The sequence below is a fragment of the Vibrio splendidus genome, from assembly GCF_001557875.1.
GTDB classification, from domain to species: domain Bacteria; phylum Pseudomonadota; class Gammaproteobacteria; order Enterobacterales; family Vibrionaceae; genus Vibrio; species Vibrio splendidus_F.
The window spans coordinates 105585-131113 of sequence record NZ_LNRF01000012.1; the positions used below are offsets into that span (position 1 = coordinate 105585).

Annotated in this window: 23 protein-coding genes and 1 tRNA gene; 14 read left to right on the forward strand and 10 right to left on the reverse strand. The window is 44.9% G+C overall.

All coding sequences use genetic code 11. The features are described 5' to 3' along the window. Positions 1–31: 31 nt before the first annotated feature. Positions 32–1897, forward strand: a complete 1866-nt coding sequence (gene ppiD / locus ATB74_RS20865; RefSeq protein ID WP_061019604.1) for a peptidylprolyl isomerase — start codon at positions 32–34, stop codon at positions 1895–1897. A 180-nt stretch (positions 1898–2077) separates the two neighbouring features. Then, the gene (locus ATB74_RS20870; protein ID WP_061019605.1) at positions 2078–2377 is read left to right on the forward strand and encodes a ComEA family DNA-binding protein; all 300 of its coding nucleotides are present in this window, start codon (positions 2078–2080) and stop codon (positions 2375–2377) included. Here ATB74_RS20870 and rrtA read toward each other — a convergent pair. After that, the gene (gene rrtA / locus ATB74_RS20875) at positions 2368–2916 is read right to left on the reverse strand and encodes a rhombosortase (protein ID WP_061019606.1); all 549 of its coding nucleotides are present in this window, start codon (positions 2914–2916) and stop codon (positions 2368–2370) included. The two genes, ATB74_RS20870 and rrtA, sit on opposite strands and share 10 nt — an antisense overlap. A 9-nt stretch (positions 2917–2925) precedes the next feature. Between rrtA and ATB74_RS20880 the strand changes: the two genes are divergently transcribed. After that, positions 2926–3525: a tRNA-uridine aminocarboxypropyltransferase gene (locus ATB74_RS20880; protein WP_061019607.1), complete on the forward strand. Its 600-nt coding sequence runs from the start codon at positions 2926–2928 to the stop codon at positions 3523–3525. 26 nt (positions 3526–3551) lie between these two features. Here the strand turns inward: ATB74_RS20880 and ATB74_RS20885 are convergent, their stop codons facing one another. From ATB74_RS20885 to ATB74_RS20895, 3 genes are all read right to left on the reverse strand, one after another. Beyond that, positions 3552–4895 carry an anti-phage deoxyguanosine triphosphatase gene (locus ATB74_RS20885; protein WP_061019608.1) on the reverse strand — a complete coding sequence of 448 codons (1344 nt, stop codon included), beginning with the start codon at positions 4893–4895 and terminating at the stop codon, positions 3552–3554. Positions 4896–4950: 55 nt separating this feature from the next. Then, complete coding sequence (gene yfbR, locus ATB74_RS20890) at positions 4951–5535, reverse strand: 5'-deoxynucleotidase (protein ID WP_061019609.1); 585 nt, start codon at positions 5533–5535, stop codon at positions 4951–4953. 169 nt (positions 5536–5704) lie between these two features. Next, complete coding sequence (locus ATB74_RS20895) at positions 5705–6937, reverse strand: pyridoxal phosphate-dependent aminotransferase (RefSeq protein ID WP_019824769.1); 1233 nt, start codon at positions 6935–6937, stop codon at positions 5705–5707. Between the two features lie 296 nt (positions 6938–7233). Here ATB74_RS20895 and ATB74_RS20900 point away from each other — a divergent pair, with 296 nt between their 5' ends. The 6 genes from ATB74_RS20900 (at position 7234) to menE (ending at position 14607) form a co-directional block, all read left to right on the forward strand. Next, positions 7234–8541: an isochorismate synthase gene (locus tag ATB74_RS20900; protein ID WP_081090156.1), complete on the forward strand. Its 1308-nt coding sequence runs from the start codon at positions 7234–7236 to the stop codon at positions 8539–8541. After that, positions 8538–10262 (forward strand): 2-succinyl-5-enolpyruvyl-6-hydroxy-3-cyclohexene-1-carboxylic-acid synthase, encoded by a 1725-nt coding sequence (gene menD / locus ATB74_RS20905; RefSeq protein WP_061019611.1) that lies wholly within the window; start codon positions 8538–8540, stop codon positions 10260–10262. The genes ATB74_RS20900 and menD overlap by 4 nt, the downstream gene beginning before the upstream one ends. A gap of 9 nt (positions 10263–10271) precedes the next feature. Continuing rightward, the gene (menH, locus tag ATB74_RS20910; protein WP_060983570.1) at positions 10272–11072 is read left to right on the forward strand and encodes a 2-succinyl-6-hydroxy-2,4-cyclohexadiene-1-carboxylate synthase; all 801 of its coding nucleotides are present in this window, start codon (positions 10272–10274) and stop codon (positions 11070–11072) included. 102 nt (positions 11073–11174) lie between these two features. Then, on the forward strand, positions 11175–12041 hold the full coding sequence (gene menB / locus ATB74_RS20915; protein ID WP_017060170.1) for a 1,4-dihydroxy-2-naphthoyl-CoA synthase: 867 nt from the start codon (positions 11175–11177) through the stop codon (positions 12039–12041). Between the two features lie 75 nt (positions 12042–12116). Further along, the gene (gene menC / locus ATB74_RS20920; protein WP_061019612.1) at positions 12117–13124 is read left to right on the forward strand and encodes an o-succinylbenzoate synthase; all 1008 of its coding nucleotides are present in this window, start codon (positions 12117–12119) and stop codon (positions 13122–13124) included. A 52-nt stretch (positions 13125–13176) separates the two neighbouring features. Further along, positions 13177–14607, forward strand: coding sequence for an o-succinylbenzoate--CoA ligase (menE, locus tag ATB74_RS20925; RefSeq protein WP_061019613.1), 1431 nt, complete (start codon positions 13177–13179; stop codon positions 14605–14607). Positions 14608–14717: 110 nt separating this feature from the next. On the opposite strand, the gene nagE is transcribed toward menE, so the two are convergent. After that, the gene (nagE, locus tag ATB74_RS20930; protein WP_179946932.1) at positions 14718–16163 is read right to left on the reverse strand and encodes an N-acetylglucosamine-specific PTS transporter subunit IIBC; all 1446 of its coding nucleotides are present in this window, start codon (positions 16161–16163) and stop codon (positions 14718–14720) included. 193 nt (positions 16164–16356) lie between these two features. On the opposite strand from nagE, the gene ATB74_RS20935 reads away from it, so the two are divergent. Both ATB74_RS20935 and ATB74_RS24330 read left to right on the forward strand, forming a co-directional pair. Continuing rightward, on the forward strand, positions 16357–17235 hold the full coding sequence (locus ATB74_RS20935; protein WP_061019615.1) for a LysR substrate-binding domain-containing protein: 879 nt from the start codon (positions 16357–16359) through the stop codon (positions 17233–17235). 106 nt (positions 17236–17341) lie between these two features. Beyond that, a complete protein-coding gene (locus ATB74_RS24330) occupies positions 17342–17509 on the forward strand; it encodes a hypothetical protein (RefSeq protein ID WP_179946931.1) in 168 nt (55 codons plus the stop codon). A gap of 133 nt (positions 17510–17642) precedes the next feature. On the opposite strand, the gene ATB74_RS20940 is transcribed toward ATB74_RS24330, so the two are convergent. From ATB74_RS20940 to ATB74_RS20950, 3 genes are all read right to left on the reverse strand, one after another. Then, a complete protein-coding gene (locus ATB74_RS20940; RefSeq protein ID WP_029405617.1) occupies positions 17643–18563 on the reverse strand; it encodes a YeiH family protein in 921 nt (306 codons plus the stop codon). 146 nt (positions 18564–18709) lie between these two features. Beyond that, positions 18710–20584 carry an MFS transporter gene (locus ATB74_RS20945; RefSeq protein ID WP_061019616.1) on the reverse strand — a complete coding sequence of 625 codons (1875 nt, stop codon included), beginning with the start codon at positions 20582–20584 and terminating at the stop codon, positions 18710–18712. 17 nt (positions 20585–20601) lie between these two features. Beyond that, positions 20602–21192 carry a TetR/AcrR family transcriptional regulator gene (locus ATB74_RS20950; protein ID WP_060983576.1) on the reverse strand — a complete coding sequence of 197 codons (591 nt, stop codon included), beginning with the start codon at positions 21190–21192 and terminating at the stop codon, positions 20602–20604. Positions 21193–21389: 197 nt separating this feature from the next. Between ATB74_RS20950 and ATB74_RS20955 the strand changes: the two genes are divergently transcribed. From ATB74_RS20955 to tsgA, 3 genes are all read left to right on the forward strand, one after another. Further along, positions 21390–22298, forward strand: coding sequence for a Tim44 domain-containing protein (locus tag ATB74_RS20955; RefSeq protein ID WP_061019617.1), 909 nt, complete (start codon positions 21390–21392; stop codon positions 22296–22298). 265 nt (positions 22299–22563) lie between these two features. Continuing rightward, complete coding sequence (gene deoD / locus ATB74_RS20960) at positions 22564–23274, forward strand: purine-nucleoside phosphorylase (protein WP_432215318.1); 711 nt, start codon at positions 22564–22566, stop codon at positions 23272–23274. A gap of 72 nt (positions 23275–23346) precedes the next feature. Then, the gene (tsgA, locus tag ATB74_RS20965) at positions 23347–24519 is read left to right on the forward strand and encodes an MFS transporter TsgA (RefSeq protein ID WP_061019619.1); all 1173 of its coding nucleotides are present in this window, start codon (positions 23347–23349) and stop codon (positions 24517–24519) included. A 50-nt stretch (positions 24520–24569) separates the two neighbouring features. On the opposite strand, the gene ATB74_RS20970 is transcribed toward tsgA, so the two are convergent. Together ATB74_RS20970 and ATB74_RS20975 are read right to left on the reverse strand one after the other, a co-directional pair. Next, positions 24570–25244, reverse strand: coding sequence for a Crp/Fnr family transcriptional regulator (locus ATB74_RS20970; RefSeq protein WP_060983580.1), 675 nt, complete (start codon positions 25242–25244; stop codon positions 24570–24572). 164 nt (positions 25245–25408) lie between these two features. Next, a tRNA-Tyr gene (locus ATB74_RS20975) sits at positions 25409–25493 on the reverse strand. Between the last annotated feature and the right edge of the window lie 36 nt (positions 25494–25529).

Below are 25529 nucleotides of genomic sequence, written 5' to 3' on the forward strand. Positions count from 1 at the left end.
CAATGCTTCATATCCGGAGAGCACTTAAATTATGATGGATCGATTACGCGAAGGCGTGAATAGCATCGCGGTAAAAATTATCCTTGGGTTGATTATCCTGTCATTCGTATTCGCAGGTGTAGGCAGCTACATCACCGGTGGCGGTAACAACGCAGCAGCTAAAGTTGGCAACACAGAAATTGCTCGTGGTGAGTTCGAACAGGCTTACCAAAACGAACGTAATCGCATGCAGTCTCAACTTGGCGATTACTTCGCTCAAATGCTTGCAGACCCTGCATACGTAGAGTCTTTCCGTAAATCAGTACTTGATCGCATGATCAACGATGTACTGCTTGAGCAGCAAGCTGAGTCTTTAGGCCTACGAATCAGTGATTCTCAAATCCGTACAATGATTCTAGAAATGCCTCAGTTCCAAACAGCTGGTCAATTCGACCAAGAAGTTTACCAATCGGCACTACGTCGTGCAGGTTTCAGCGCAGAGAGCTTCGCTGAATACATGCGTCGTGACCTAATGCGTAACCAGCTTGTGACTGCACTTCAAGGCAGTGAATTCGTTCTTCAAGGCGAAATCGATATTCAGAGCAAGCTTATCGCACAAACTCGTGACATTCGCACAGTGACACTGTCTGTTGCTGACCTAGCAAAAGGCATCGAGTTAACTGACGAGCAAATCGAACAGTACTACCAAGAGAACCCTGCGGCTTATACTCGTCCAGAGCAAGCTAAGGTTTCTTACATTGAGCTTTCTGCTGAAGCGCTTAAGTCTCAGCTTGAAGTAAGCGATGAAGAAGCACAGAAATACTACCAAGAGCACCTAGACAAATACTCAACTGAAGAGCAACGTAAAGTTAGCCACATCCTAGTTCAAGGCGATGACGAAGCGAAAGCTCAGTCTATCCTGGACGAGCTAAATGCAGGCGCTGATTTTGCTACGCTAGCGGAAGAGAAATCTGACGATTTCGGTAGTGCAGACGTTGGTGGTGACCTAGGTTGGATTGAGCGCGATGTGATGGACCCAGCATTCGAAGACGCGGCTTTCGCTCTTGAGAATATTGGTGACACGACTGGCCTAGTTAAATCTGATTTCGGCTACCACATCATCAAGCTAGACGAACTAAAAGCGTCTCAAGCTCAGCCTTACACTGAAGTAGCGGCAGAGATTAAGCAAGAGCTTCTAGACCAGCACGCTGTAGACCAGTTCTACGAGCAACAAACTGAGCTAGAAAAAGTAGCGTTTGAATTCCCAGATTCTCTAGATGATTCTGCAGAAGCTATCAATGCGAAGATCATAACAACAGATTTCATCTCTCAAATTGACGCTCCAGAAGTTCTGATGACGCCTGCAGTTATGCAAGCTATCTTGAGCCCTGAAGTGAAAGAAGACGGTCTAAACTCTGAAGTTATCGAAGTGGCTCCTGAGCATGTAATCGTTGTTCGTGTAGAAGAGACTCGCGACGAGACAGTTCTTCCTCTAGCTGAAGTGAAAGATCAAGTTGTAGCTGCATTGTCTGCTGTACAAGCTGAGCAACAAGCGGTTGAGCTAGGTGTTTCTCTAGTGAACGAACTTAAAGCTGGCAATGAAGCAGTTTTAGCGGACAACAACCTTGAGTTCACTGAACTTGAAACGATTGACCGTAACTCTCCATTAGCAGCATCTGTATTCGCTCTAGCGAAACCAGAAGCAGGCCAAGCTGTGTTCGGTCAATCTAAAGACCAAGACGGTAACATCGTTGTTGTTGAGCTTTCTAAAGTAACGGCTGAAATTAACCCAGCTTACAGCACTCAAATTGGTGCACAGTTGGAGCGAGTTGGCAACCAACAAGATCTGACTAACGTATTAAACGTACTTCGTAAAAACGCAGACGTTGAATACTACGTAGTAGGCCAAGGTCAATAATCATCAATTGTCTCGCAAGTTAAGCCACAAAGCAGATTTGTGAGCCAACAAACAAACTGATGAAAACAAGATGTATAACGAAGCGGGTCACTTAGGTGACCCGCTTTATTTTTGTCTGGTGATTGTGTTATCTAGCGCGGCAAATGCATAAGTTACCTTTTTTGCACAAAGGAACGATTTATGCGCACGATATATTCAACACTACTTCTTTCATTTCTGATGCTCTTAAGCCCTGCAGTGTTTGCAGATAGCCCAACTAAGGCTGAGCTTTACGATGGCATTGAGATTACGGTTAACATCAATACCGCGACAGCAGAAGAGTTATCAGCACTACTGGTTGGTGTGGGTGACAAAAAAGCTCAAGAGATTGTCGACTACAGAGAGCAGAACGGTGCGTTTACAACTGCTGATGACTTGGCGAGTGTCAAAGGGATAGGTGAAGCGACAGTTAAAAAGAACCGCGAAAGAATTCAACTTTGATCCGTTTCTTTATTGGTTAGGTATAAAACGATAGCTATGAAGCCCCCGGCCAGTGCACCTGCTAGGTGGGCTTCAATCGCGACACGAGCGTTAATCAGTTCACCAGTCGTACTAGAAGGACCAATAAGCTGCTCCCAAGCGACTTTAGTGACTAATCCCAATACTAATAGCCAACTAGATTTCCTGCCGTTTAAAGCCTCTTTGAGCGCGAATAAGCCAAACAACCCATGCAAAGTGCCAGATAGGCCAACATAGATCTGAATACTCGAAGATAATAGAGCGACGCCAGTCGCTAAACTAATCACAAGCAAAGCTGCAACAAGCTGTTTTTTGCTCGGTTGAAACAGATAGCTGATGATCCACAAGCCTGCTAGATTCATCAGAAGGTGTGAGTAGTTGGTATGTGAAAAGTTTCCTGTTAGGATTCGCCACCATTGCCCCTCGGCAATCGCATTGCTATCCCAAACGACCCAAGCTTGTATTGGCTCAAGTTGGAATAAGACGCATAAAAGTGAAGTGAAAATTAAAACAGGGTACACATTAAATCCATGTCTCGTTATTGCCCCCAATGCAGCAAGGCTTTGAAAGCTTGTATTTGTCAGTGGATTACACCACTCGAATCGAATGTTGAGCTTATCATTCTTCAGCACCCATCAGAAGAGCATCGTCCGATGGGAACTGCGCGTATTCTCTCGTTATCTTTAAGTAATAGCGTGACGTTTGTCGGTGAAGACTTTTCAGACAATGAACAACTCAACGCATTACTGGCCGATGAACAGTACCAACATGTGATTTTATACCCAAGTGAAAACTCTGTGTCTGTTGAGTCGGCAACATACCCAAGCAAGAAGCTACGTGTGATTTTATTGGATGGGACGTGGAAGAAAGCATTCAAGATGTGGCAAGTGTCGAGTAACTTGCATGCGTTGAACACGGTCCACTTACCAAAAGATCTCAAGGGTAATTATCGAATTCGCAAAGCACCCAGTGAAAACAGCCTTTCAACAGTTGAAGCGGGCTCTCATTTGCTTAGCTTGTTAGAGCGTGATGGCGACTTTAGCCCGTTGCTAACGGCATTTGACCAAATGATTCAGTTTCAAATCAATCAAATGCCGCCAGGCGTATTTGAGAAAAACTACTTAGATTAAAGCGTTTGAGTAGAGTGAGGCAGGAGTTAAAACTCGGTATGAGCCGAGAACAGTTGCTGATGCATTTTCTGCGCAAGATCATCAGTCATTGATGAAATGTAATCCGCTATCACGCGCATCTTTCTTGATTCATCTTGATGCTGTAGCCATTGCTTCTTGATTGGCAGTGGCAACAAGCGTTCAGGATCCGCACTGAATGCTTCAAACATATCCATGATGATCTGCTGGCCTTTGTATTCGATGACTTGAACCTGAGGCACTTGAATCACGAACTCGCTGACAAAGTGTTTCAATTTATCGAGCGTGCCGTCCATGCTAGGTTCAAGCACCGCATTGTAAGCCAACAGCACACTCTCAAAGCTAGCATCTACTCGCTTGATAGAGATACTGGTCAGCAGTGCGTTGACGATTCCACCAATCGCATCTTTTCGACGATACTGTTCACCAGAGAACAGCATCTCTGTAATTGAATCTAAGTGTTCACAAATCCAAGGGTCGGCCATCTCTTTCAGTTGAGGGTAAGCCGATTCGACCCACTGAGCTTTGGTCACAGATCCAAGCACAATCGCATCTTCTAAATCGTGCACGCCATACGCGATGTCATCAGCAAGCTCCATTATCGAACAATCAAGCGACTTAAATTTGGTCTTATTGTGTTCAAGTGGCTCGGTATGCGTTTTTCTTTTCTGTTTTAGAAGCTGTTGGTCGCTGCTTGAAAGCGGCTCCAGTACCCAGTTAAACAGTTCTTCATCATGATCGTAGATGCCTTTTGCTGGCATCCAATCTTTGGCTCGGAGTTGTCGTTGATGCTTAACGGGCTCAGACTGCAATTTAGCTTGAACCTCACTAAGCAGAGAAGGGTACTTAATCAGACCTAACAAAGTGCGTCGAGATAGGTTCATTCCGTGATGTTCAGTGTAAGGTTCTAGCTGTGTGACAATACGAAACGTTTGAGCGTTGCCTTCAAAGCCACCGTGGCCGCGCATCATGTAGTTGAGTGCGACTTCGCCGCCATGTCCGTATGGCGGATGACCGATGTCGTGAGCCAAACACAGTGAATCAATCAAGCTATCTGAGGGTAATAGGTCTCGAAACTCGGGTTGCTTTTTCTTCAGTTGAGCAACGATACCTGTGCCAAGCTGAGCGGCCTCAAGAGAGTGAGTAAGGCGTGTTCGATGAAAGTCATTCACCATGGTGCCATGAATCTGGGTTTTCGCTTGTAAGCGACGAAAAGCAGCAGAGTGAAGCACGCGCGCACGGTCACGTTGATATGGGCTACGGTGATCATCACGTCTTATTTTATGTTCATCGTCATTTCGATGCTGCCATTCTTGTTCGAGTACAAAGGGTGGTTCGAGTAGAGAATTCAAAATAGCACCTATCAAATTGATTTTATTTAGCTAATTAAAAACAACTTATACCCAGCTAGCTTATCTCGTCTAGTGATAATTCAAAGCTTGGCGCAAATGTGGTGAGAAAGTAGTCCATTTCTGGGCTTTTGCGTTGTTCGAGTGTCTCTTCCAGTCGGCGCTTGGCTTGCTCGTATTCATGATTGCCCGCACTGAGCTCTTCCAAGCATTTTAGGTACGCACAGATGGTGTCGGCCTGCTTGACGATACTTTGCTCTTCTTTACTCGCTGTTCCAGATATTAAAAATGGGGCGAAGTCGTCTCGGAACTCCTCTGGCAACATAGAGAGCAGTCTTTGCTCTGCTGCGGCTTCTATCTTCTTATACTCTTGGGCGATGTCTGGGTTGTAGTATTTAACCGGAGTTGGCAAATCTCCAGTCAGTACCTCACTGGTATCGTGGTACATGCCGAGCAGAGCAATGTGTTCAGGGTTGAGCCGGCCATCAAACTTCTTGTTTTTGATAAGTGCCAAGGCATGGGCCACGAAAGCAACCTGTAGGCTATGTTCTGAGATGTTCTCGCTTGAGACAGATCGCATCAGAGGCCAGCGTTGAATTAGTTTCATACGTGCGAGATGGGCAAAGAAATGGCTTTGTTTCATAAGAGTCCTTTCTAAAAAATACTCCACTCGTATTTTGTGTTCACACGGGCATACGAGACAGCGGATACAAAAAAGGCTCCTAAACAGGAGCCCTTTAAGCATAGAAGTGATTGATTACAAGTTAAAGTCTTTTAAAACAGCTAATTGTAGCCATCCTTCTTTGTGCTAGTTAACCTTCGATGAGGTCGTCTTGGCTGTAGGTCTGTAAGAAGCGCTCTAGGCGACCAATCGCGATTTCTAGATCCTCGATGTGCGGCAGAGTCACGATGCGGAAGTGATCCGGTTTTGGCCAGTTGAAGCCCGTACCTTGAACCAGCAGCACCTTCTCTTGCTTAAGGAAATCGAGCACAAATTTTTGATCGTCTTTGATGTTATACATCTTGGTGTCGATCTTAGGGAACAGGTACATTGCGCCTTTCGGTTTCACACAAGAAACGCCAGGGATCTTGTTGATCAGTTCCCATGCACGGTCACGCTGCTCAAGCAGTCGACCGCCTGGAAGAATCAGCTCATTGATACTCTGATAGCCACCGAGTGCGGTTTGGATAGCGTGTTGCATCGGAACGTTGGCGCACAAACGCATTGAGGCCAGCATTTCTAGTCCTTCAACGTAGCCTTTTGCTAGGTGTTTAGGGCCTGTTAAGAACATCCAACCACCACGGAAACCACATACACGGTAAGCTTTAGATAGGCCGTTGAACGTGACCATTAGTACGTCTTCAGCAAGTGTTGCCACTGAAGTGTGTACCGCACCGTCGTACAGTACTTTGTCGTAGATTTCATCGGCGAAGATGATTAGGCCGTGTTCACGTGCAATCTCGACAACTTGCAGTAGGAAATCACGGCTGTAAACCGCACCTGTAGGGTTGTTCGGGTTGATAAGAACGATGCCGCGCGTCTTCGGTGAGATCTTCGCGCGCATGTCGTCTAGATCTGGATACCAATCAGCATCTTCATCACACATGTAGTGAACCGGTGTGCCACCAGAAAGCGCAACAGACGCTGTCCATAGTGGGTAGTCCGGAGCGGGAACTAAGATTTCATCACCATTATCCAGTAGCGCCTGCATAGACATAACGATAAGCTCTGATGCGCCGTTACCAATGTAAACGTCTTCTACATCAAGATTACGTAGGCCTTTTTTCTGGTAGTGCTGAACAACCGCTTTACGGGCTGAATAGATGCCTTTTGAGTCGCAGTAACCTTGAGATGTCGGTAGGTTACGGATTACGTCAACAAGGATTTCATCAGGGGCGTCAAAACCAAATGGGGCGGGGTTACCAATATTAAGCTTCAGTATTTTATGCCCTTCTTCTTCCATGCGCTTAGCATGTTTGAGTACAGGCCCCCTGATTTCGTAGCATACGCTGTTGAGTTTTGACGACATCCCGATATTTTGCATTGCCGATTTCCTGAAATTAATTTAAATACTTTATTAAAGTACCGCAAAATGGCGTTTGATAGAATAAAAATCTGATGAATGTCGCATTTCAGTGTCACGTTTAGCCTTTTTGTTGTCACTCTTTTCTAAATTTTAATTAATAGCTTTGTTGGTTATTGGCTAAGATGAATAAAGGGGCGGGATCGCTTAAAATCACAGGAATGTTGAAAAGATATAGTACATTCTTGATCTAAGTGGGTACTGCCCATAAAGTATCAAACTAATATAATAATAATTTAGATGTGAACGAGGTCGATTTGTCACATTTCCAACAAACTATCTCCGCTTTGATTGAGCGAGTACAAAATGCCCAAACAAGCGAAGTTCGTTGTGTTGAAGTTCTAACGCAAAAACCATCGTTTGCATTTATTGAATGGCTTCATGCTCAACCGCTCTTTCCTAAGTTCTACTGGCAGTCACGCGACACTCGTGAAGAGGTGGTTGCGCTCGGACAGTTACATACGTTTTCAGACCCGGCACCCGCATACGCGATTCTTGGTGAAGACCAACGAATCTGGGGTGGACGCTCGTTTGACGGGCACACCGCAAAGAACCGTCGTTGCATGGAGTCGTTTTTCTTCCTTCCTCAGGTTGAATTGATCCGATTTGACAATACTTGGTCGCTGGCAGTTAACTTGTCCCCTGATCGCGTTTCTTCTATTAATGCTCTGAATAAGCTTTCTGTGGAAGCGGCGATATTGGCGCCTTTGTCTGCCCATATTGAACAGATCAATCACGTTCCAGAAAGAGAACAGTGGGGCAACCTTGTCGATAAAGTGCTGCAAGGCATTAGCGACGAAGAGTATAAAAAAGTCGTTTTAGCGCGAAAAACCACATTGCAACTCGATGCGCCTATTTGTGCAGCTCAATTACTTAAAGCCAGCTATCTGCAAAATCACCACAGTTTCCACTTTATGTTGGTGCTGGATTCTAAACACAGTTTCATTGGTTCGACACCAGAGCGCTTATATAGCCGACATGGTACTGAGCTCGATACCGAAGCGCTTGCTGGAACCATTGGTCGCGGAGAGAACGCAACTGAGGATATGGAACTGGCCAACTGGCTTTCTCAAGACAGCAAAAACCTCAACGAGAACCAGTATGTAGTCGACGACATCATTGAGCGTCTCACTCCTCATTCTCAAACGGTCCATGTTGAAAAGGATGCGCGTCTAGTGCGCTTGCGTAAGGTGCAACATCTTAAGCGCAATATCCATGCTCAGCTTAATACTGGTGTTAATGGTGTGCAGTTACTTGCTGCATTACAGCCAACTGCTGCGGTGGCGGGTTTGCCACGTAAAGAAGCGATGGATTTCATTCTTGAACACGAACCGTTTGCTCGAGGTTGGTATGCAGGCTCTGTGGGCTATATCAGCCATCAGCGAGCTGAATTCTGCGTAGCGATTCGAAGCGCCTTGATTGTAAATGATCAAGTACAACTGTTTGCTGGCGCGGGTATCGTGCCGGGATCGGTTGCCGAACATGAGTGGCAAGAGCTGAACAAGAAGATGTCTACTCTGCTCAGTCTCATTTCTGATCACCCACCATTGGGTGTCGCGTCATGAATCACGACCAAGCCGTATTGAATAGAGTTTGGTGTCACACGTTACTTGAAGAGCTAACACGCAACGGTGTTGAACATGTTTGTGTTGCGCCGGGCTCTCGCTCAACGCCTTTAACTCTCGAAGCTGAAGCCAACCCCAAGTTAACCTTACACACGCACTTTGATGAGCGTGGTCTTGGATTTTTAGCTTTAGGCTTAGCAAAAGCAAGTGATAAACCAGTTGCGGTGATTGTGACATCAGGAACCGCTGTTGCGAATTTGCTTCCTGCGACGGCTGAATCTGGTTTGACACGAGAGAAACTGATCCTACTGACTTCTGATCGACCAATCGATTTATTGGATTGCGGCGCTAATCAAGCGATTCAACAACAGGGTATCTTTTCTTCCCATGTTGCAAGTGCTTTAAATCTACCAAGCCCAACCACACAGGTTTCTTTGAATTGGCTCCTAACATCGGTTGATAGCGCGCTTGCGAAACAACGCAATGTTGGCGGTGCGATTCATATTAATTGCCCGTTTCCAGAGCCGCTCTATTCTAAGAACAGTGCTGACATGTATGCTGATTACACTAACAGTATCGCTGGGTGGAGTTCGTCAACAACCCCGTATTCTAATACCTGTTTACCCAATCATTTGACTGTACAACCATTAGCGCCGGGCGATTACCTAGCGCGTAAAGGTGCGGTGATTATTGGTTCGATTGATAAAGGAGCGGCGACAAAAGCGCAGCAGTTTGCTTCTGCTTTGGGTTGGCCAATTTTCTGTGATCCTCAATCGGGCGTGAGTAGTGATTGGAAGCATTATGATCTGTGGTTACAGAGTGACTCAGTTAAAGAGCAACTCAACCAGTGTGATTTCATTCTTCAGTTTGGTGAGCGTATCGTTTCTAAGCGATTAAACCAATGGGTTAAGTCACAAGCGGCTTCGTTCGATTGCACGCAATATGTTGTGGTTTCACCTGATGCGCACCGTATAAATCAAGACCATCTGCCGCAAACTCATATTGTTGCTAATATCGAGTTATGGATCACCGATCAACACCTGCCGACTTTGTTGGGCAAACACTCGGGTTGGGCGACGCCTTTAATCGAGGTGGCCAATACCGTTCAGCAACTCGCATTCGCACAAATATCTAATAATGACCAACTGACAGAGTTGAGTGTTGCGGTTGATTTGTCGTCTAGACTTAAAGACAGAGAGTTGTTTGTGGGAAACAGCTTGATGGTAAGGCTGGTGGATATGTTGTCGTCAATATCTGCGAATCGAGTTTACAGTAATCGTGGTGCATCGGGCATTGATGGCTTGGTGGCGACGGCTGCGGGTGTAGTGAAAGCCAACCAGAATCCCTTATTGATGTTGATTGGCGATACTTCTTTGCTTTACGACCTCAACTCACTGGCTTTGCTAACTCATAATTTAACGCCGATGGTTATTGTTGTGACCAACAATGATGGTGGTGCGATCTTTGATTTGTTGCCGGTACCTGAGCAACAGAAACAGTCACTTTATCAAATGCCTCATGGTTTCAGTTTTGAACACGCTGCTGCGCAATTCCAGTTGGGGTACGCTGCGCCAGAAACCTTGAACTGTTATCAAACCATTATCGAACAACATTTCGAACAGGGTCAGGGTACCTTGCTCGTGGAAGTTAAGACGCCTCCCGAACAAGCGTCTACTTTGCTGAAACAATTCAGTTCAATGCTCACCGAGGCATTAGCCTAAGGACTTTACATGCTTTACTCCAATTATTACCCAACTGTACAAGATTCTTCTGACAAACCTTTGCTTGTTTTTTTACATGGTTTACTCGGAAGCGGGGATGATTGGAGTGCATGTCATCCATTCCTCGAGGATTTTCCTCTCCTTTGCATAGATTTACCCGGACACGGACAAAGTCGCTTTATCGATCCAGTAGGGTTTGATCATTGCTGCAAGAAAATTGTCCAGTGCATCACATCTCAACTGGCGCTCAACGGTCTTCCTGCCGATTACCCTATCGTAGTGATTGGGTACTCTATGGGCGGAAGGCTCGCTATGTATGGGGTGACAAGCCCTTGCTTTGAGACGCTTAACCTAGTGAAAGTCATCATTGAAGGTGGCAACTTTGGATTGGAATGTGATGAAGAAAGAGCACAAAGGTTAGTACATGATACGCAATGGGCTGTTCGTTTTGCACAGCAGTCGATTGAAGATGTTTTAGACGATTGGTATCAACAAAGCGTCTTTTCTTCACTAAATCATGAGCAAAGACAAACTTTGGTCATAAAGCGTAGTGGTAACCTTGGTGTATCCGTAGCAAATATGTTGTTATCTACTTCGTTAGCTAAGCAACCGGATTTACGTGCCACATTGAAATCTCATGAGCATTTATTGCATTATGTATGTGGAGAAAAAGATCGTAAATTCATGGAGCTAGCTGAGAATAGTGGCTTTGAATATAGTCAGGTGGATTACGCGGGTCATAATGTTCATTTTGAGCAACCCGAGCTGTTTTCTAACCTGATAATCCAATGTATCGCCAGTCGTCGTTAATCTGACTGAGCGGTTCTCTCGTATCAAGCACTATCAAAAGCAGAGCAACACCGTCACGACTACTCGTTAGTCGTGGTCTCTAATAGAACAATGGGAATCACCATGGCTAAAACAGTAGGCATCACAGAAGAAGAACTTTACGCGGCAGTTAACTGGAGCGATGAAAGCAGTCAATATGAAGATATTCAGTACCACAAGTCTGACGATGGTATTGCGAAAATCACGATTGCGCGTCCTCAAGTCCACAATGCGTTTCGTCCACAAACCGTAAAAGAGATGATCAATGCACTGGCTGACGCTCGTTACGACGAGAAAGTAGGCGTGATCATTTTGACGGGTCTTGGTGAGAAGGCGTTCTGTTCTGGTGGTGACCAAAGTATTCGTGGTGATTACGGCGGCTACCAAGATGATTCAGGTACACACCACCTGAACGTACTTGATTTCCAACGTCAAATTCGTACTTGTCCAAAACCAGTAATCGCAGCGGTATCGGGTTGGGCAGTCGGTGGCGGTCATGTACTTCACATGATGGCAGACCTTACTATTGCCGCTGAAAATGCCCAGTTCGGTCAGACGGGTCCTAAAGTGGGTTCATTCGATGGCGGTTGGGGTGCTTCTTACATGGCTCGTATTGTTGGCCAGAAGAAAGCGCGCGAAATCTGGTTCCTATGTCGTTTCTACGATGCTCAAGAAGCATTGGATATGGGCTTAGTGAACACCGTTGTTCCTGTCGCTGACCTAGAAAAAGAAACCGTTCGTTGGTGTCGTGAAGTTCTTCAACATAGCCCAATGGCACTGCGTTGCCTGAAAGCTGCACTGAACGCAGACTGTGACGGCCAAGCTGGTCTACAAGAGTTGGCTGGTAACGCAACAATGATGTTCTACATGACAGAGGAAGGCCAAGAAGGCCGCAACGCATTTAACGAAAAACGTCGACCGGACTTCGACAAGTTCCCGCGTAATCCATAGTATTTCTCTTCTTAAAAATGAGTCGCTAATAGCGGCTCGTTTTGTTTTGATGTTCCCCGTTTTTTAGGAAACTTTATGAACTCAGTGAATTCTCAGCGTCACGCTAAACTCTACCGTTATCAATTACCTATGGATAGTGGAGTGGTTCTTCGTGATAATAAGTTGAACGAACGTGTTGGCTATATCATCCAACTTGAGTGTGACGGTAAAACTGGTTTTGGCGAAGTCGCACCTTTGCCGGGCTTCAGTCAAGAAGATGCCGAACAAGCCGGTATTCAGCTCCAACATGAATTAGAGCTTTGGAGTCACAACAACCCTCAAACGCCTTTTAATGAGCTATATCCTTCTGTTGCCTTCGGTTTTTCGATGGCGATGATGGAATTACGAGGCGAACTCAACACTGAAGGTAACTACCAAGCGGCACCTTTGTGTACTGGAGATCCAGATGAACTGATCCCCGTGCTGAATGAGATGGAAGGCGAGAAAGTCGCGAAAGTGAAAGTCGGCCTGTATGAAGCGATTCGTGATGGCATGCTTGTTAGTTTATTTCTTGAATCGATTCCGGATTTGACTCTAAGGCTTGATGCCAACCGTGCGTGGAAGCCAGAAAAAGCGAAGCAGTTCATTAAGTACATTTCGCCGTCACTGCGTCAGCGTATTAGCTTTATTGAAGAACCTTGCCAAAAGCCAGAAGACAGCTTAGCTTTTGCTATTGACCACGGTGTGGCAATTGCTTGGGACGAAACTCTGCAAGAAGCGGTGCGTAACCATGAGTTTGATTTAAGCGACTTAACGGGTGTTAAGGCCGTGGTGATCAAGCCAACCTTGATTGGTTCAGTAGAGCGTTGTGTTGCAATCATTGAGCGTGCGGAGCAGCTTGGTATTAAGCCGGTTCTAAGCTCAAGTATTGAGTCTAGCCTTGGCTTAACTCAGATTGCGCGATTAGCACAGCAGTACTTGCCTAATGAAGTGCCGGGACTTGATACGATTGGTTTGTATCAGCAACAGTTAGAAGTTTCATGGCCGGGTTGCCAGCTTCCTGTTGCTACTCTTGAACAGCAGCAACTGATTTGGTCTTCTTAGGCTGATCGTTCGATTGGCTTAGACCGTTTTCAACCTATAACTTGGTTATCTTATGATGCGCCCACAATCTAATCATCACCCGCTTTGGGTACAGTGGGCGCAGCAGAACCCACATCAAACAGCGTTAGTCACTCCTCTCCGTGATTATACTTGGCAGCAAGTCGTGGCGTTAGTGAATGAATACCAACGACAGTTATCCGAACAAGGCCTTTCAGAAGGTGATGTGTTGACGATAGTTGGTAAGAATCAAGCTGAAGTGATACCTGTTTATCTTGCAGCGCTCAATTTGGGTGTGGTTTGTGCGTTTACCATGCCTCAGCCGTCAGCTCGCTTAATGCAAAAGCTTGAATCGCTTTATAGCCCATCGGATAGACGTTATCTATGGCTGTTAGAAAGTGGGGGGTTAGATCTGTCTGATGTTGCAGAGTCAAACACTCAGTTACTGGTATTACCTTGCCTGAGCGAGTTGAATGTTGATGACAAGCCAACAGCAACGTCAGAACCTTCTTGTTTCAACCCTCAAAACCTCGCGAGTATCGTATTTACTTCGGGTTCTTCCGGAACCCCTAAAGCAGTGGCTCACACGCTTGATCAGCACTTATGTTCAGCGTCCGGCTTATTGGATGTCTTTCAATTTAAAGGCAGTGATACTTGGCTGCTTAGTCTACCTATGTACCATGTGTCAGGGCTGGCGATTGTTCATCGTTGGCTTGTTGCTGGTGGCTGTATAAAAATGGGTATTGGTCAGCTTGAACCCGATATCAAGGGCTGTAGCCATGCCTCGTTAGTGGCTACTCAGCTACATCGATTACTAAAGAGTAAGCAAGCACTTACTTTATCCCATGTGCTGTTGGGAGGAAGTCATATTCCAGAAGCGCTTGGACTCGAAGCGCAACAGATGGGTATCGAAACATGGCTTGGCTACGGCATGACAGAAGCGGCTTCAACCGTGACAGCTAAGCCCGTTGATGCCAAAAACACCGCTGGTTTTGTCCTTAATCATCGGCAACTAAAAATTGAAGGGCAACGTATCTTTATTGGCGGTGAGACGCTCGCTTCCGGTTATTACCACCAAGGTAAATTAACGCGATTAGTTGATGAGAACGGCTGGTTCGATAGCAAAGATCTTGGTGAGTGGGTTGGTGAGCAAGTGTTGATTATTGGTCGTGCTGACAATCAGTTTATTTCTGGCGGTGAGAACATTCACTGCGAAGAAATTGAGCGAGCACTTAATCAGTTGCCCTGCGTTAATCAGGCTTTTATCGTTCCAATCGAGGATGAAGAGTTCGGGTTCCGACCTGCAGCTATTGTGGATTGTACTGATTTGCCAACCAAAGAGTGGTTTGCAGAGCAACTACAAGTAAGCCTAGAGCGGTTCAAATGCCCGATCGAGTACTACCGCATGCCAGAACAAGAACAGCAGGGCATTAAGGTATCTAGAGCGGGATTAGCGCAGTGGTTACAAGAGGTTCGCTCTAAATAAAACGAAGCGCAATACACGGTGACTAGTCGTAATTGCGCTTCAGGGGGTTGTGATGGTGGTGAAGCCATCACAAATTCTTGCGGTTTTATCTTGTCATCAAAGCTGTCGTGTTAAGCGAGTGCCTTCTTCATTTGTTCTGCGACCTTATCAACTTTACCTAAGCCAATAATAACTTGCAGCCCGCCTTTACCTACCGGAACCACACCCGCAGCACCTAGCTTCTTAAGTTTGTCACTGTCAGCTACTGACGAGTCTTTTACGGTTAGACGTAGACGAGTGATGCAGTTATCAACTTCAAGGATATTGTCAGCTCCGCCAATCGCTTCAATGTAGTTGTTGGTTAGGTTAACTAATGCTTCAGGAGATGCTGTTTCGCTTTCTGCTTCCATCTCTTCACCACGACCCGGAGTACGTAGGTTGAACTTGATGATAGCGAAGCGGAAGATGCAGTAGTAAAGCGCAAAGAACACCACACCTTGTACTAATAGCATGTACCAGTTCGTTGCGAGTGGATTCTGGCTTGATAGTACTAGATCAACGAAGCCCGCAGAGAAGCCGAAGCCTGCCATCCACTCCATGCTTGCCGCAATGTAAAGTGATAGACCTGTTAGCACTGCGTGCAGTAAGAACAGTACCGGAGCAAGGAACATGAAGCTGAACTCTAGAGGCTCTGTGATACCTGTGAAGAACGAAGCCATTGCTGCTGCAAGCATGATTGCGAATACTTGGTTTTTGTTTTTCGCATCAGAGCAGTGGTACATCGCTAATGCTGCTGCCGGTAGACCAAACATCATGATTGGGAAGAAGCCCGCTTGGTACATACCTGTTTTACCCGGAATACCTGTACCGTTAGCGATAGATTGTGCGCCGCCTAGGAAATTTGGAATGTCGTTAATACCAACAACGTCGAACCAGAACACAGGGTAAAGTGCGTGGTGCATACCTACTGATAGGAACAAACGGTTAAAGAAGCCAAACAGACCTGCACCAATCGCGCCCATGCTCTCTAGCTTAATACCCAGAACGATCAGAGCATCGTAAACTGCAGGCCAGATGTAAAGAAGAGCGAATGAAAGTGCCATACCTGCGATCGAAGTCAGGATAGGAACCAAACGCTTACCGCTGAAGAATGCTAAAGCCTGAGGAAGCTCGACGGTTGAGTAGCGGTTGTAGATCTCAGCAGAGATGATACCCACAATGATACCTACGAATTGGTTGCTGATTTTTCCAAATGCTGCTGGCACTTCACTTAGTTCAACATCCATTAATTGAGCAACTGAGCCCGGAGCCAGTAGAGTGGTCACGACGAGGAACATCACAAAACCAGACAATGCGGCAGAACCGTTTTTATCTCGGCTCAAACCGAACGCGACACCCACCGCGAATAGAACCGCCATGTTATCGATGATCGCACCACCTGATTTGATCAAGAACGCGGCTAAGATACTTTCTGACCCCCAACCTACAGGATCCAACCAATAGCCTATTCCCATAAGAATTGCTGCAGCTGGCAGTGTGGCTACGGGAACCATCAATGCCTTACCTACTTTTTGCATATACCCGAGTATATTCATATGTGCCCCTAAAATTGTAATTAATTTTTTTAATGTTTCTGCTCGTCAAAATGTCGAACCAAATGTTGATCGACGCAGTGTTTTAAGTAACTGCGGCTATTAGAAACTTATTTCTTAATGCAAACAAACGAAACGGGTAGTAGTATGAATTAAAATTTTTAATGCATGAGGTCGTATGGCTAACCATCAATCTTTACTTAGAAATCTTCATACTTTCAATGTCGCTGCTGAGAAAATGAGTTTTACGCTGGCGGCTAAGAAGCTGCACCTGACTCAAGGGGCAGTAAGCCATCGGATCAAAGTGTTAGAAGGTGAGCTCGGCTTTAACTTGTTTGTAAGAGGGACTCGTAAACTGGAACTGACTGAAGAAGGTCAGCGCTTTCAACGAACGTTATCCAAGTCGTTAAGCTCTATTTTTGGTGAGATCGAAGACATTACCAACACAGACTTGTATGGGCAGATCAATATCGGTACCAGTCCTGCATTTGCTAACAGTTGGTTACTGCCAAGATTGGCGGATTTTAAACAGCGATATCCTAAGTTTAATCTCAACATTTTCTCACAAGAAGAGCAGGATTTTCATCAAAATCATCTCGATGTCGCCATTTATTATGGTGCTGAAGATCTCAAAGATATGCATCGACAGCGCCTGTTTGGTGAAAAGTATATTCCGGTATGTACGCCGAGTTATGCCGCGGAACACAACATCTTTGATGATGGTGTAGATTCATTGTGCCGGATTAATTTCATTCATGCGTTAGGTTCTGACGTGTGGCAGCGTTGGATTAAACACCACGGTTTGGAAGTGAATTTATTTGAACAGTTTTACTGCGTAAGCCACCGAGATATGGGTGTACAGAGTGCCCTGCATAATATTGGTGTTGCGATGGGGCGCTATCATTTTGTTAAGCAGTACATTGAGACTGGTGAGCTCATAACGCCTTATCCGAGCATGGATACAGACAAAGGGTATGACTTAATCTGCCCGTTAGGCACGGAAAAACGTCCTAAGGTAAGAACCTTTATTAAGTGGTTAGAGGGGCAGTTACGCTAGGTTAGTTAATTTAGCAATTAGATAGTTCAAAACAGAATTTATTATCTTTATAACCATCCATCATAATAAGCCATATAAATTACGAATTATAGAATAAGGTCTTATTATGAAAATTGCCCTCATCATTGCGGTTTTACTGCAGATAGGCCTAGCGGTCACTTCGTCAGGGTTGACTCGTTCGTTGGCTGAGCTCACCGCATTTGTGTTGGTTGTGGTACTTGTTTTAATGAAAAGAGAGAGCAAGAAGAGTGATAAGCCCCTGTTTGATTCGTGATTGTTGCAACAAAGAATATTTTTGCCATAAACGATAAAGGCAAAGCCTATTTGAGCTTTGCCTTTTTGTTTTGTGGCTCGTAAATCTGATTGTCTAGATAATCGAACAACCATTTAAAGCGTTTCGTTGCGGACTAGGCGAGAGTTAACCACGCCAATGAACCCGTCGAGATCATTACCCACATTGTAATGCCAAACATCAATGGTTTCGGCCCTGCTGCTTTTAACTTCTCAACTGAAATTCCACAGCCAATTAAGAACAGACACACAACTAGTGCTCGCTTAGACACATCAAAGATTCCTTGGTAGACCATCTCAAATTGTGGCAGTAAGTCACTAACCGCGATAGCGGCGCAATAAAAGAAAATGAAGTAGGGAACCGTAATCTTCTTTTGATCATTCTTGAAGAGCATCGCGCTGATTAAAGCGATAGGGATGATCCAAAGTGCACGAGCGAGCTTCAATGTTGTCGCTGTTGTCAGTGCTTCTTCGCCATACGCTGAAGCTGCGCCGACAACCGAAGATGTATCGTGAATCGCGATGGCCGCCCAAGTACCAAATGTTTGCTGGCTTAACTCAAGCGCATGACCAATCATCGGGAACAAGAATAGAGCTACCGAGTTCAACACAAATACAGTGGCTAACGCCAAGCCAATCTGTTCATCGTCTGCTTTGATCGCGGGTGCCACAGCTGCTATCGCACTACCACCACAAATCGCGGTACCAGAAGAGATAAGGTAGCCTGTTGTGCGGTCTAGCCCCATTCGTTTAGCCAAGAACCAACCAATGACTAATGTACCAATAATCGTCGTTACAATGAGTCCAATACCATCGCCTGTTACCGCTAATGCTTTCTCAAACTGAATGCCAAACCCCAAGCCAACAATCGAGTAGGCCAGTAACTTCTTGGTGAGTTTACCGACTTCCAAGTGTTCAGGAACTAGACCTAAACTAGCCAGTAGGAAACCGATAACGAGGGCAGTCGGTGAACTGACCCAAGGCGTTAAGCAAAATAGTGCAGCAAGATAAAACGGAACGGACTTTTTTAGGTTCATTGTATTTAGAGTCTTGTTTTGTAGTGACGTTATTGTAATGAGACCACTATACGTTCAATAAAATGATAAGTAAGTCTAAATGAATTGAACAAACGTTAAGGAAAACTTAACGCTTGTTCAGTTGATATGAATAAGGTAAAGGTTATTTAGCGTAAAGTGCCGCGAAGATTGGACACCGACTGTCGAAGAGTTTCACAAGAGGCTTCTTTAGGTGAAATAGGCTCGCCAGCTTCTATCTCTAACTTAGTCCAGAAGCGAGTGGGTAACCCTTTGCAGGCACGGCCTTTGTAACGACTGAAATAACTGCCCCATAACCCTTTAAGAGCCATTGGAATGACAGGGACAGGGGATCGTTTGATAATTAGCTCCATACCACGCATGAACTCAGCCACCTCGCCATCAGAGGTTAGCTTTCCTTCCGGGAAAATACACACGATATGGCCTTCATGCAGGGCTCGCTCTACTTCTTTAAAAGCGTTTCGTATCGAACTGCGGTTGGTGGCGGAGATTGGAATCACCCCTGCTCTTTTCAAGAAACGTCGAATCGGTGGCAACTTGGTGTATTCCTCTTCCATCACGAAACGGATAAGGCGAGGGCAAACCGCACTCAACAGTAGTGCATCCATATAACTCACATGGTTGCATACAATCAACGCGCCACCTTTTTCTGGCAGGTGATGTAAGTTCTTATGCTTCACTCGATACATGGTGTGAGTGACTACCCATGTAAAGAAACGGAAAGCGTATATAGGCACCTGATGAAACAGGTACAGCATAACCAAAGTGTTGCCCAACGCGAGCAACACAAACAGCTGTGGAATTGAAAGCTCTAGAACACTAAGGCAAACAATACCTAAAACTGCGCTTCCCACCATGAATAGTGAATTGTAAATATTGAGCCCTGCAATCACTTGGGCACGCTCATCTGGTTTCGCACGTAATTGCATCAGTGAATACAAAGGAACAATAAAGATACCGCCAGAGATCCCCAGTAGTAGAAGATAAGCAAACAGCGGCCACAGCTCTGAATACATCACGAACTGATGGAAAGAGTTAAAGTTAGGCAAAGACTCTGGAATGGATATCGCCATTAAAAGGCCAAAGATCGAGATACCTAAGCTGCCCATTGGCACGATACCAATTTCAATTCGATGATTAGATAACTTATCGCAAGCCAAAGAGCCAATCGCAATGCCTACCGAGAACAGTGCCAGTAAAAATGCGACTGAGCTTTCTGTGCCGTTTAGGTGCAGCTTGGTGAAGTTTGGAAACTGAGTTAGGTAAGCCGCACCAAGGAACCAGAACCAGCTGATCGACATCAGAGCTTGAAAGGTTGGGCGGTCTTTTTTTGCAATCGCCAGTGTTGCGCGGGTGAGCTTTATAGGTTGCCATTTCACTGTAAGGTCTGGTGCATTGCTTGGCGCTTGTGGGATAAAGCAGCTCGATAGATAGCCAAGCACAGCGAACGAAACAATACACACCGCAGCAATGAGCTTCGCCTCTTCTTCAGACGCAATAATACCGGCACCTAGAGTTCCAATCAGGATTGCTAAGAATGTACCTGTCTCGACGAGCGCATTGCCAGATACCAGTTCTTTCGTTTCTAGTTGCTGTGGAAGCAGGGCGTACTTAACTGGGCCAAAGAAGGCACTTTGTGTTCCCATTAGAAACAGAAGCAGTAGTAGTATTCCGTAACTTTCGTAGATGAAGCCGATCGCCCCCAGTGACATGATCACCACTTCAAGGAGTTTAACTTTGCGAATGAACCAAGATTTTTCGTATTTATCGGCCAAGACTCCGGCCAAAGCAGAAAATAGGAAGAAGGGCAGAATAAAAAGGCCAGCGGCCAAATTTATGAATAAATTACTGGAAATAGGCAGCGTGTCTACGCTAGCGAAAGCAACAAACAGTAACAGGACATTTTTGAATATGTTGTCATTAAAGGCTCCTAGAAATTGAGTAATAAAGTAGGGTAGGAACCTTTTTTGCGTTAACAGCGAAGATTGGCTGCTGTTGTTCATTGTCTTTCCTTGGATGATTACCAGTTGGTTAAGTAGTTTGAGACTAAGTTATTGATCAACTCTTTACCATCGATTGGCTCAGCGGCGAAAAACTTATCATCAACGCTAAGTAGAGTAATTCCATGTACTCCAGACCATAATACACGGCTGGCTTTAACGACTTCGCTTTTAGTATGTTCAGGGGCAATCGCTACGAGCAGCTGCTCTAGCATGCCTGTCATTCTATCAATGCGGTTTGATTGCCATTCAGGAAGGTTTTCACCGTTCATGTTGTGCTCAAAGATAAGCTGCCAGCGGTGAGGGTGTTTTTGTGCAAAATCGTGGTAGCAGTATGCAAGGTTGAATAGAGCTTGTTGAGGGTTGCTCGATTGTTCAACCGCTGCAGCGGACTCTGACGTCAGTTCATCTAATGTTTGAGCTACAACGTGCAAAAGTAGTAAGTTGTAGTTACCAAATACATTCACCAAGGTGCTTGGTACATAACCAATCATATTGGCAATTTTTCGTAAACTTAACTCGTGATAGGAGTGCTCTTCTAAGAAGTCGGTCACCGTCTTTAAGGTTAGTTGCACTAATTGTTCTCGAGTATGATCGTTTCGTCTTGCCATGAGTAGTTTCTATTAAATGAACATCGTTCAATATTTTAATGCTGCCCCTGAGTGCCGTCAATCCCTTCGCTAGTTTAGTAATCAATTAATAGCCGCAATATTATGATACATGTGTAAACGCCGTGAATATTTCATTGTTCTTTGTTAACGAGTATGATTGAGGTGTCGAAAGATAAAGAACCCTATAAAGGATAATAATGAAACGATTTTTCTCACTAGTCGCGATCCTGTTGGTAACAGTCGCGGTGACGCCTATCGCGGAAGCGAAAAAGTTTGGTGGTGGTAAGTCATTTGGCAAAAGCTTTAAAACGGCTCCAGCACCAAAACAACAAAACACGAATTCGATCCGACAAGATCAAACGGGTAAGAACACAGCAGCTAACTCTAGCAAGAAAGGCCTTATGGGCGGTCTACTAGGTGGTTTACTTGCTGGTGGTCTTTTAGCAGCATTCTTTGGTGGCGCATTTGAAGGTATCCAGTTTATGGATATTCTGATCATGGGTCTGATTGCGTTCCTAGCGTTTAAATTCCTACGTGGAATGTTGGGTGCGAAGCAGGGCTCAATGAATCAGCAGAATGCACGTGGTCAACAGCCAGCATTCGGCGGAATGGGTCAGAACAAGTTTGAACAACCTAAGCAGCAACCAAACGTTCATAACTTCGAACAAGCGCAGCCTCAATCACAAGGCGCTGCTGGTGGTTTCGGTTTTGGTGCGCAAAGCGATGTCCCACATAACTACCCAACGGGCTTTGATCAAGCGGCATTCATCAATGGCTCTCGTGAGCACTACCGTACACTGCAAGGTGCATGGAACCACAACGAGCTAAACACGATTGAAGAATACGTATCTCCAAGCCTATTTGAAGATCTGAAAGCTGAGCGTAACAAGCTAGACGGTGATCAGCACACAGACGTAATGTACGTTGATGCTGAAATCGTTCGTGCAGACCACGATGGTAGCAAAGCACAGCTAAGCCTTCAGTTTAGTGGTCGCTACCGTGATTCAGCTGAAGGTATAGAAGAAGACATTACTGATATCTGGCATTTAGAGCGTGATCTAACGACCCAGAATGCACCATGGTTAATTGTTGGTATTCAAGGTTAATTCCACGATTTAGTTAAACATCAATATGATGTAGTTAATCGGAATAACACCTAATAATTGAAAGCCCCTACAGAGAAATCTGCAGGGGCTTTTTGTGTTTTTAGGATAGCCAGTAAGTAATGTCTGGGCCCTTAGAACAATGAGTGCCATGGTTTTGCTAGAGATGATTCAAATTTGAGAGGCAGTACTTTGAAAGCGGACATTTGTCCTCAATGCTTTGTGCCATTGCTCCTTATGATTGCGCCAACAAAACAAATAAGGAAACATTATGACTGCACATATTGCTGGCACTGCTGAGGATTTCGCATCTACGGTAATTATGCCGGGTGATCCACTACGAGCGAAATACATTGCTGAAACCTACTTAGAAGACGCAAAGCTCGTGACTGATATTCGTAACATGCTTGGATATACAGGCTATTACAAAGGGCAACGTATCTCAGTTATGGGGCATGGCATGGGTGTACCATCAATGGTTCTCTACGGTCATGAACTGATTAATGACTTTGGTGTGAAGCGCATTATTCGTATTGGTAGTGTTGGTGCAACACAGAAAGATGTGATGATGCGTGATGTGATTCTGGCGCAAGCCGCCGGTACAGACTCTCCAACTAATGCCAAGCGCAGCAGTGGCTATCACATGGCGACATCGGCAACGTTTGAGCTTTTACATAATGCTTACCTTTCAGCAAAAGAGAAGAGTATAGACGTAAAAGTTGGCAACGTGTTCACTGGCGACCTTTATTACGATCCTGATGAAGACCTCATTCCTGCGCTGGAGCGTTTTGGGGTGCTTGGTATCGATATGGAAGTTGCAGGCTTATACGGGCTAGCGCAACAATTTGGTATTGAGTCATTAGCGATCCTGACGGTGTCTGATCATTGTATCACGGGTGAGGAGACGACAGCAGAAGAGCGTCAGCTTTCATTCAACAACATGATTGAAATTGCTTTAGAAACGGCAATCAAAGCTTAAGCCTGTGTGGAGGGCTTAAAGTTAAGCTCTCCCAAATTAAAACATCTAACCTACGAGCCCTTGGAGTGAACAATGAAAAATAAAATGACACTCACTGCTATCAGTTTCCTCGCTAATTTCGTTATGGCGGGCTTTGCGACACAATTTGGTATGTTGGTCGAGCCAATAGCCAATGCATTTAACGCGAATGTAAATGAAGTAGCATCAATATTTTCTTTATTAAATGGTGGAGCACTAGCCGGCACCATTGCGGCTTTCTTCTTAATTGAAAAAGTCGGTATTAAACGTATGACGGTACTGTGCTATGGCATTATCGCACTGTCCTCATTAGGCCTTTACATTTCACCTTCGTTATCGATTGTGATGTTATGTATGGCTATCATTGGCTTTTGTGGCGGTGTTGGTCTGTGTATCGCTGGTACTATTGTCGTTTCATTATGGAAAGACAAAATTCAGAGCACAATGTTAGTGGTACAAGACGCGACATTTAACATTGCAGGTGTTGTGTTCCCTATGATCACCACTTACGCACTTACTAATGCTATGAATTGTAGCATCAGTTACTTGAGTGTTGGCGTAGTTGCTTTGGCAACAATGTTTATTGCTTTGCTGACTAACTTCAACCAATGTGGTGGTGAAGGCGCAACACAAACTGAATCAAAGTCTGAATGGAACTTTGGCATTATCAGTGGTGGTATCGGATTGTTCTTAGGAATGCTTGCCCTTTATACTTTCTTAACTTGGGCTCCAATGTTTGTTAAAGAGAAGTTCGATATTCCATTTGAACAAGCGGGTAACATTATTACTCAGTATTGGTCAGCAGCGTTGGTTGGTGCTTTAGTTTCGACTGTCATTGTATCGCGTATGAAGATTCAGTATTTCTTATTGACGATTATTACGCTTGCAATGGTGATAACGAGCGTCATTGTTACGACAAACAAACTAGAATGGCTCTCTTACCTGACTTATGGTTACGGATTTGCTTGTGCCGCACTTTATAATGCGTTCATTGCTTATGGTGTGTCATTTGTTCGCAATGCATCAAGTAAGAATGTTTCTTATATATTGGTTAGTGGCAGTGCTGGTGCAATGTTTAGCCCTGCGATTAGCTCTATGATGGAAAGTATTGTTGGCTTACAAACAGTTATGTATGCCATCCCTGCTATCTATGCTGTTGTGTTGGTGATGCTTATTGCATCTACAAGGTACAAAGCAAGCCAAGCCAATCAAACTCAAACTGCATAAATCGTTATCGATTTAAGTGACTCTGAAAAGGTCTGCATTTGCGCAGGCCTTTATTGTTCCGCAAATTTTCTAAGCCCTTCTAGATCAAGAATCCTTAAGCCTTTCTTTTCTTTCGCAATAAAACCTTTGCTCTCAAGCTCTTTCACTGCGCGGCGGTAGACTCTATCAGTTGTAGCAAAACGTTCTGCTTCAAGGTAATTTTTTTGAAAGCCATCGACGGGTAAGTCATTCAAATATTGATGATAAATATCGTAGGCAACATTGTAAGTGATCGGATACAGAAGACGCCTTGTTAGGATCTCGACGGTGTCTTGATAGTCAATAGCGATAGCACTGGCGAAATAAAGAGAGAGCCTAGGTTGCTCTAACAGATACTTCTTTAGTTTTTGTGCATCAATGATAGATACGCTGACAGGCTCGATTGGCATAATATCCATCTGGCAGCGGTATCCGGTAAAGAATTCCATCTCTCCGAAAACTTGTTGCTCACACTCGAGAGTACCTAGCAAAAATGTTTTACCGTTTCGAGCCGTCATCCCCATAGAAATCCTTCCTGAATCGACAAGGTATAGGTTCTCTACATGCTCTCCTTGAGTTAATAACTTCTCATTTTCCTCAAATATTCTGCTCGTACAAATACAATCACGAATGGTTTGTTCGATTAGTTGCTTGTCTTCGGTCCACTCAGTTTCGAAGCGACCTTTTCCTAGGGTTTGTAGCTGCATATTTGGTTTTAATTCAGTTGTTGAGATAAGTTTCTTAACTTGGATGATAGATTATCAAGAGCGTTGAGCGAGAAAGGTAACGGGTACAGTGAAAATATTATACACAGAAACGAAAAAAGCCAACTCAATGAGTTGGCTTTTCGATTTTCCAATTAAGGAGAATATGGTGGAGGGAGACGGATTCGAACCATCGAAGGCAGTGCCGGCAGATTTACAGTCTGCTCCCTTTGGCCACTCGGGAACCCCTCCAGGGTGTGTCTTACTCTTCACAAAGTAAGCCTAAAT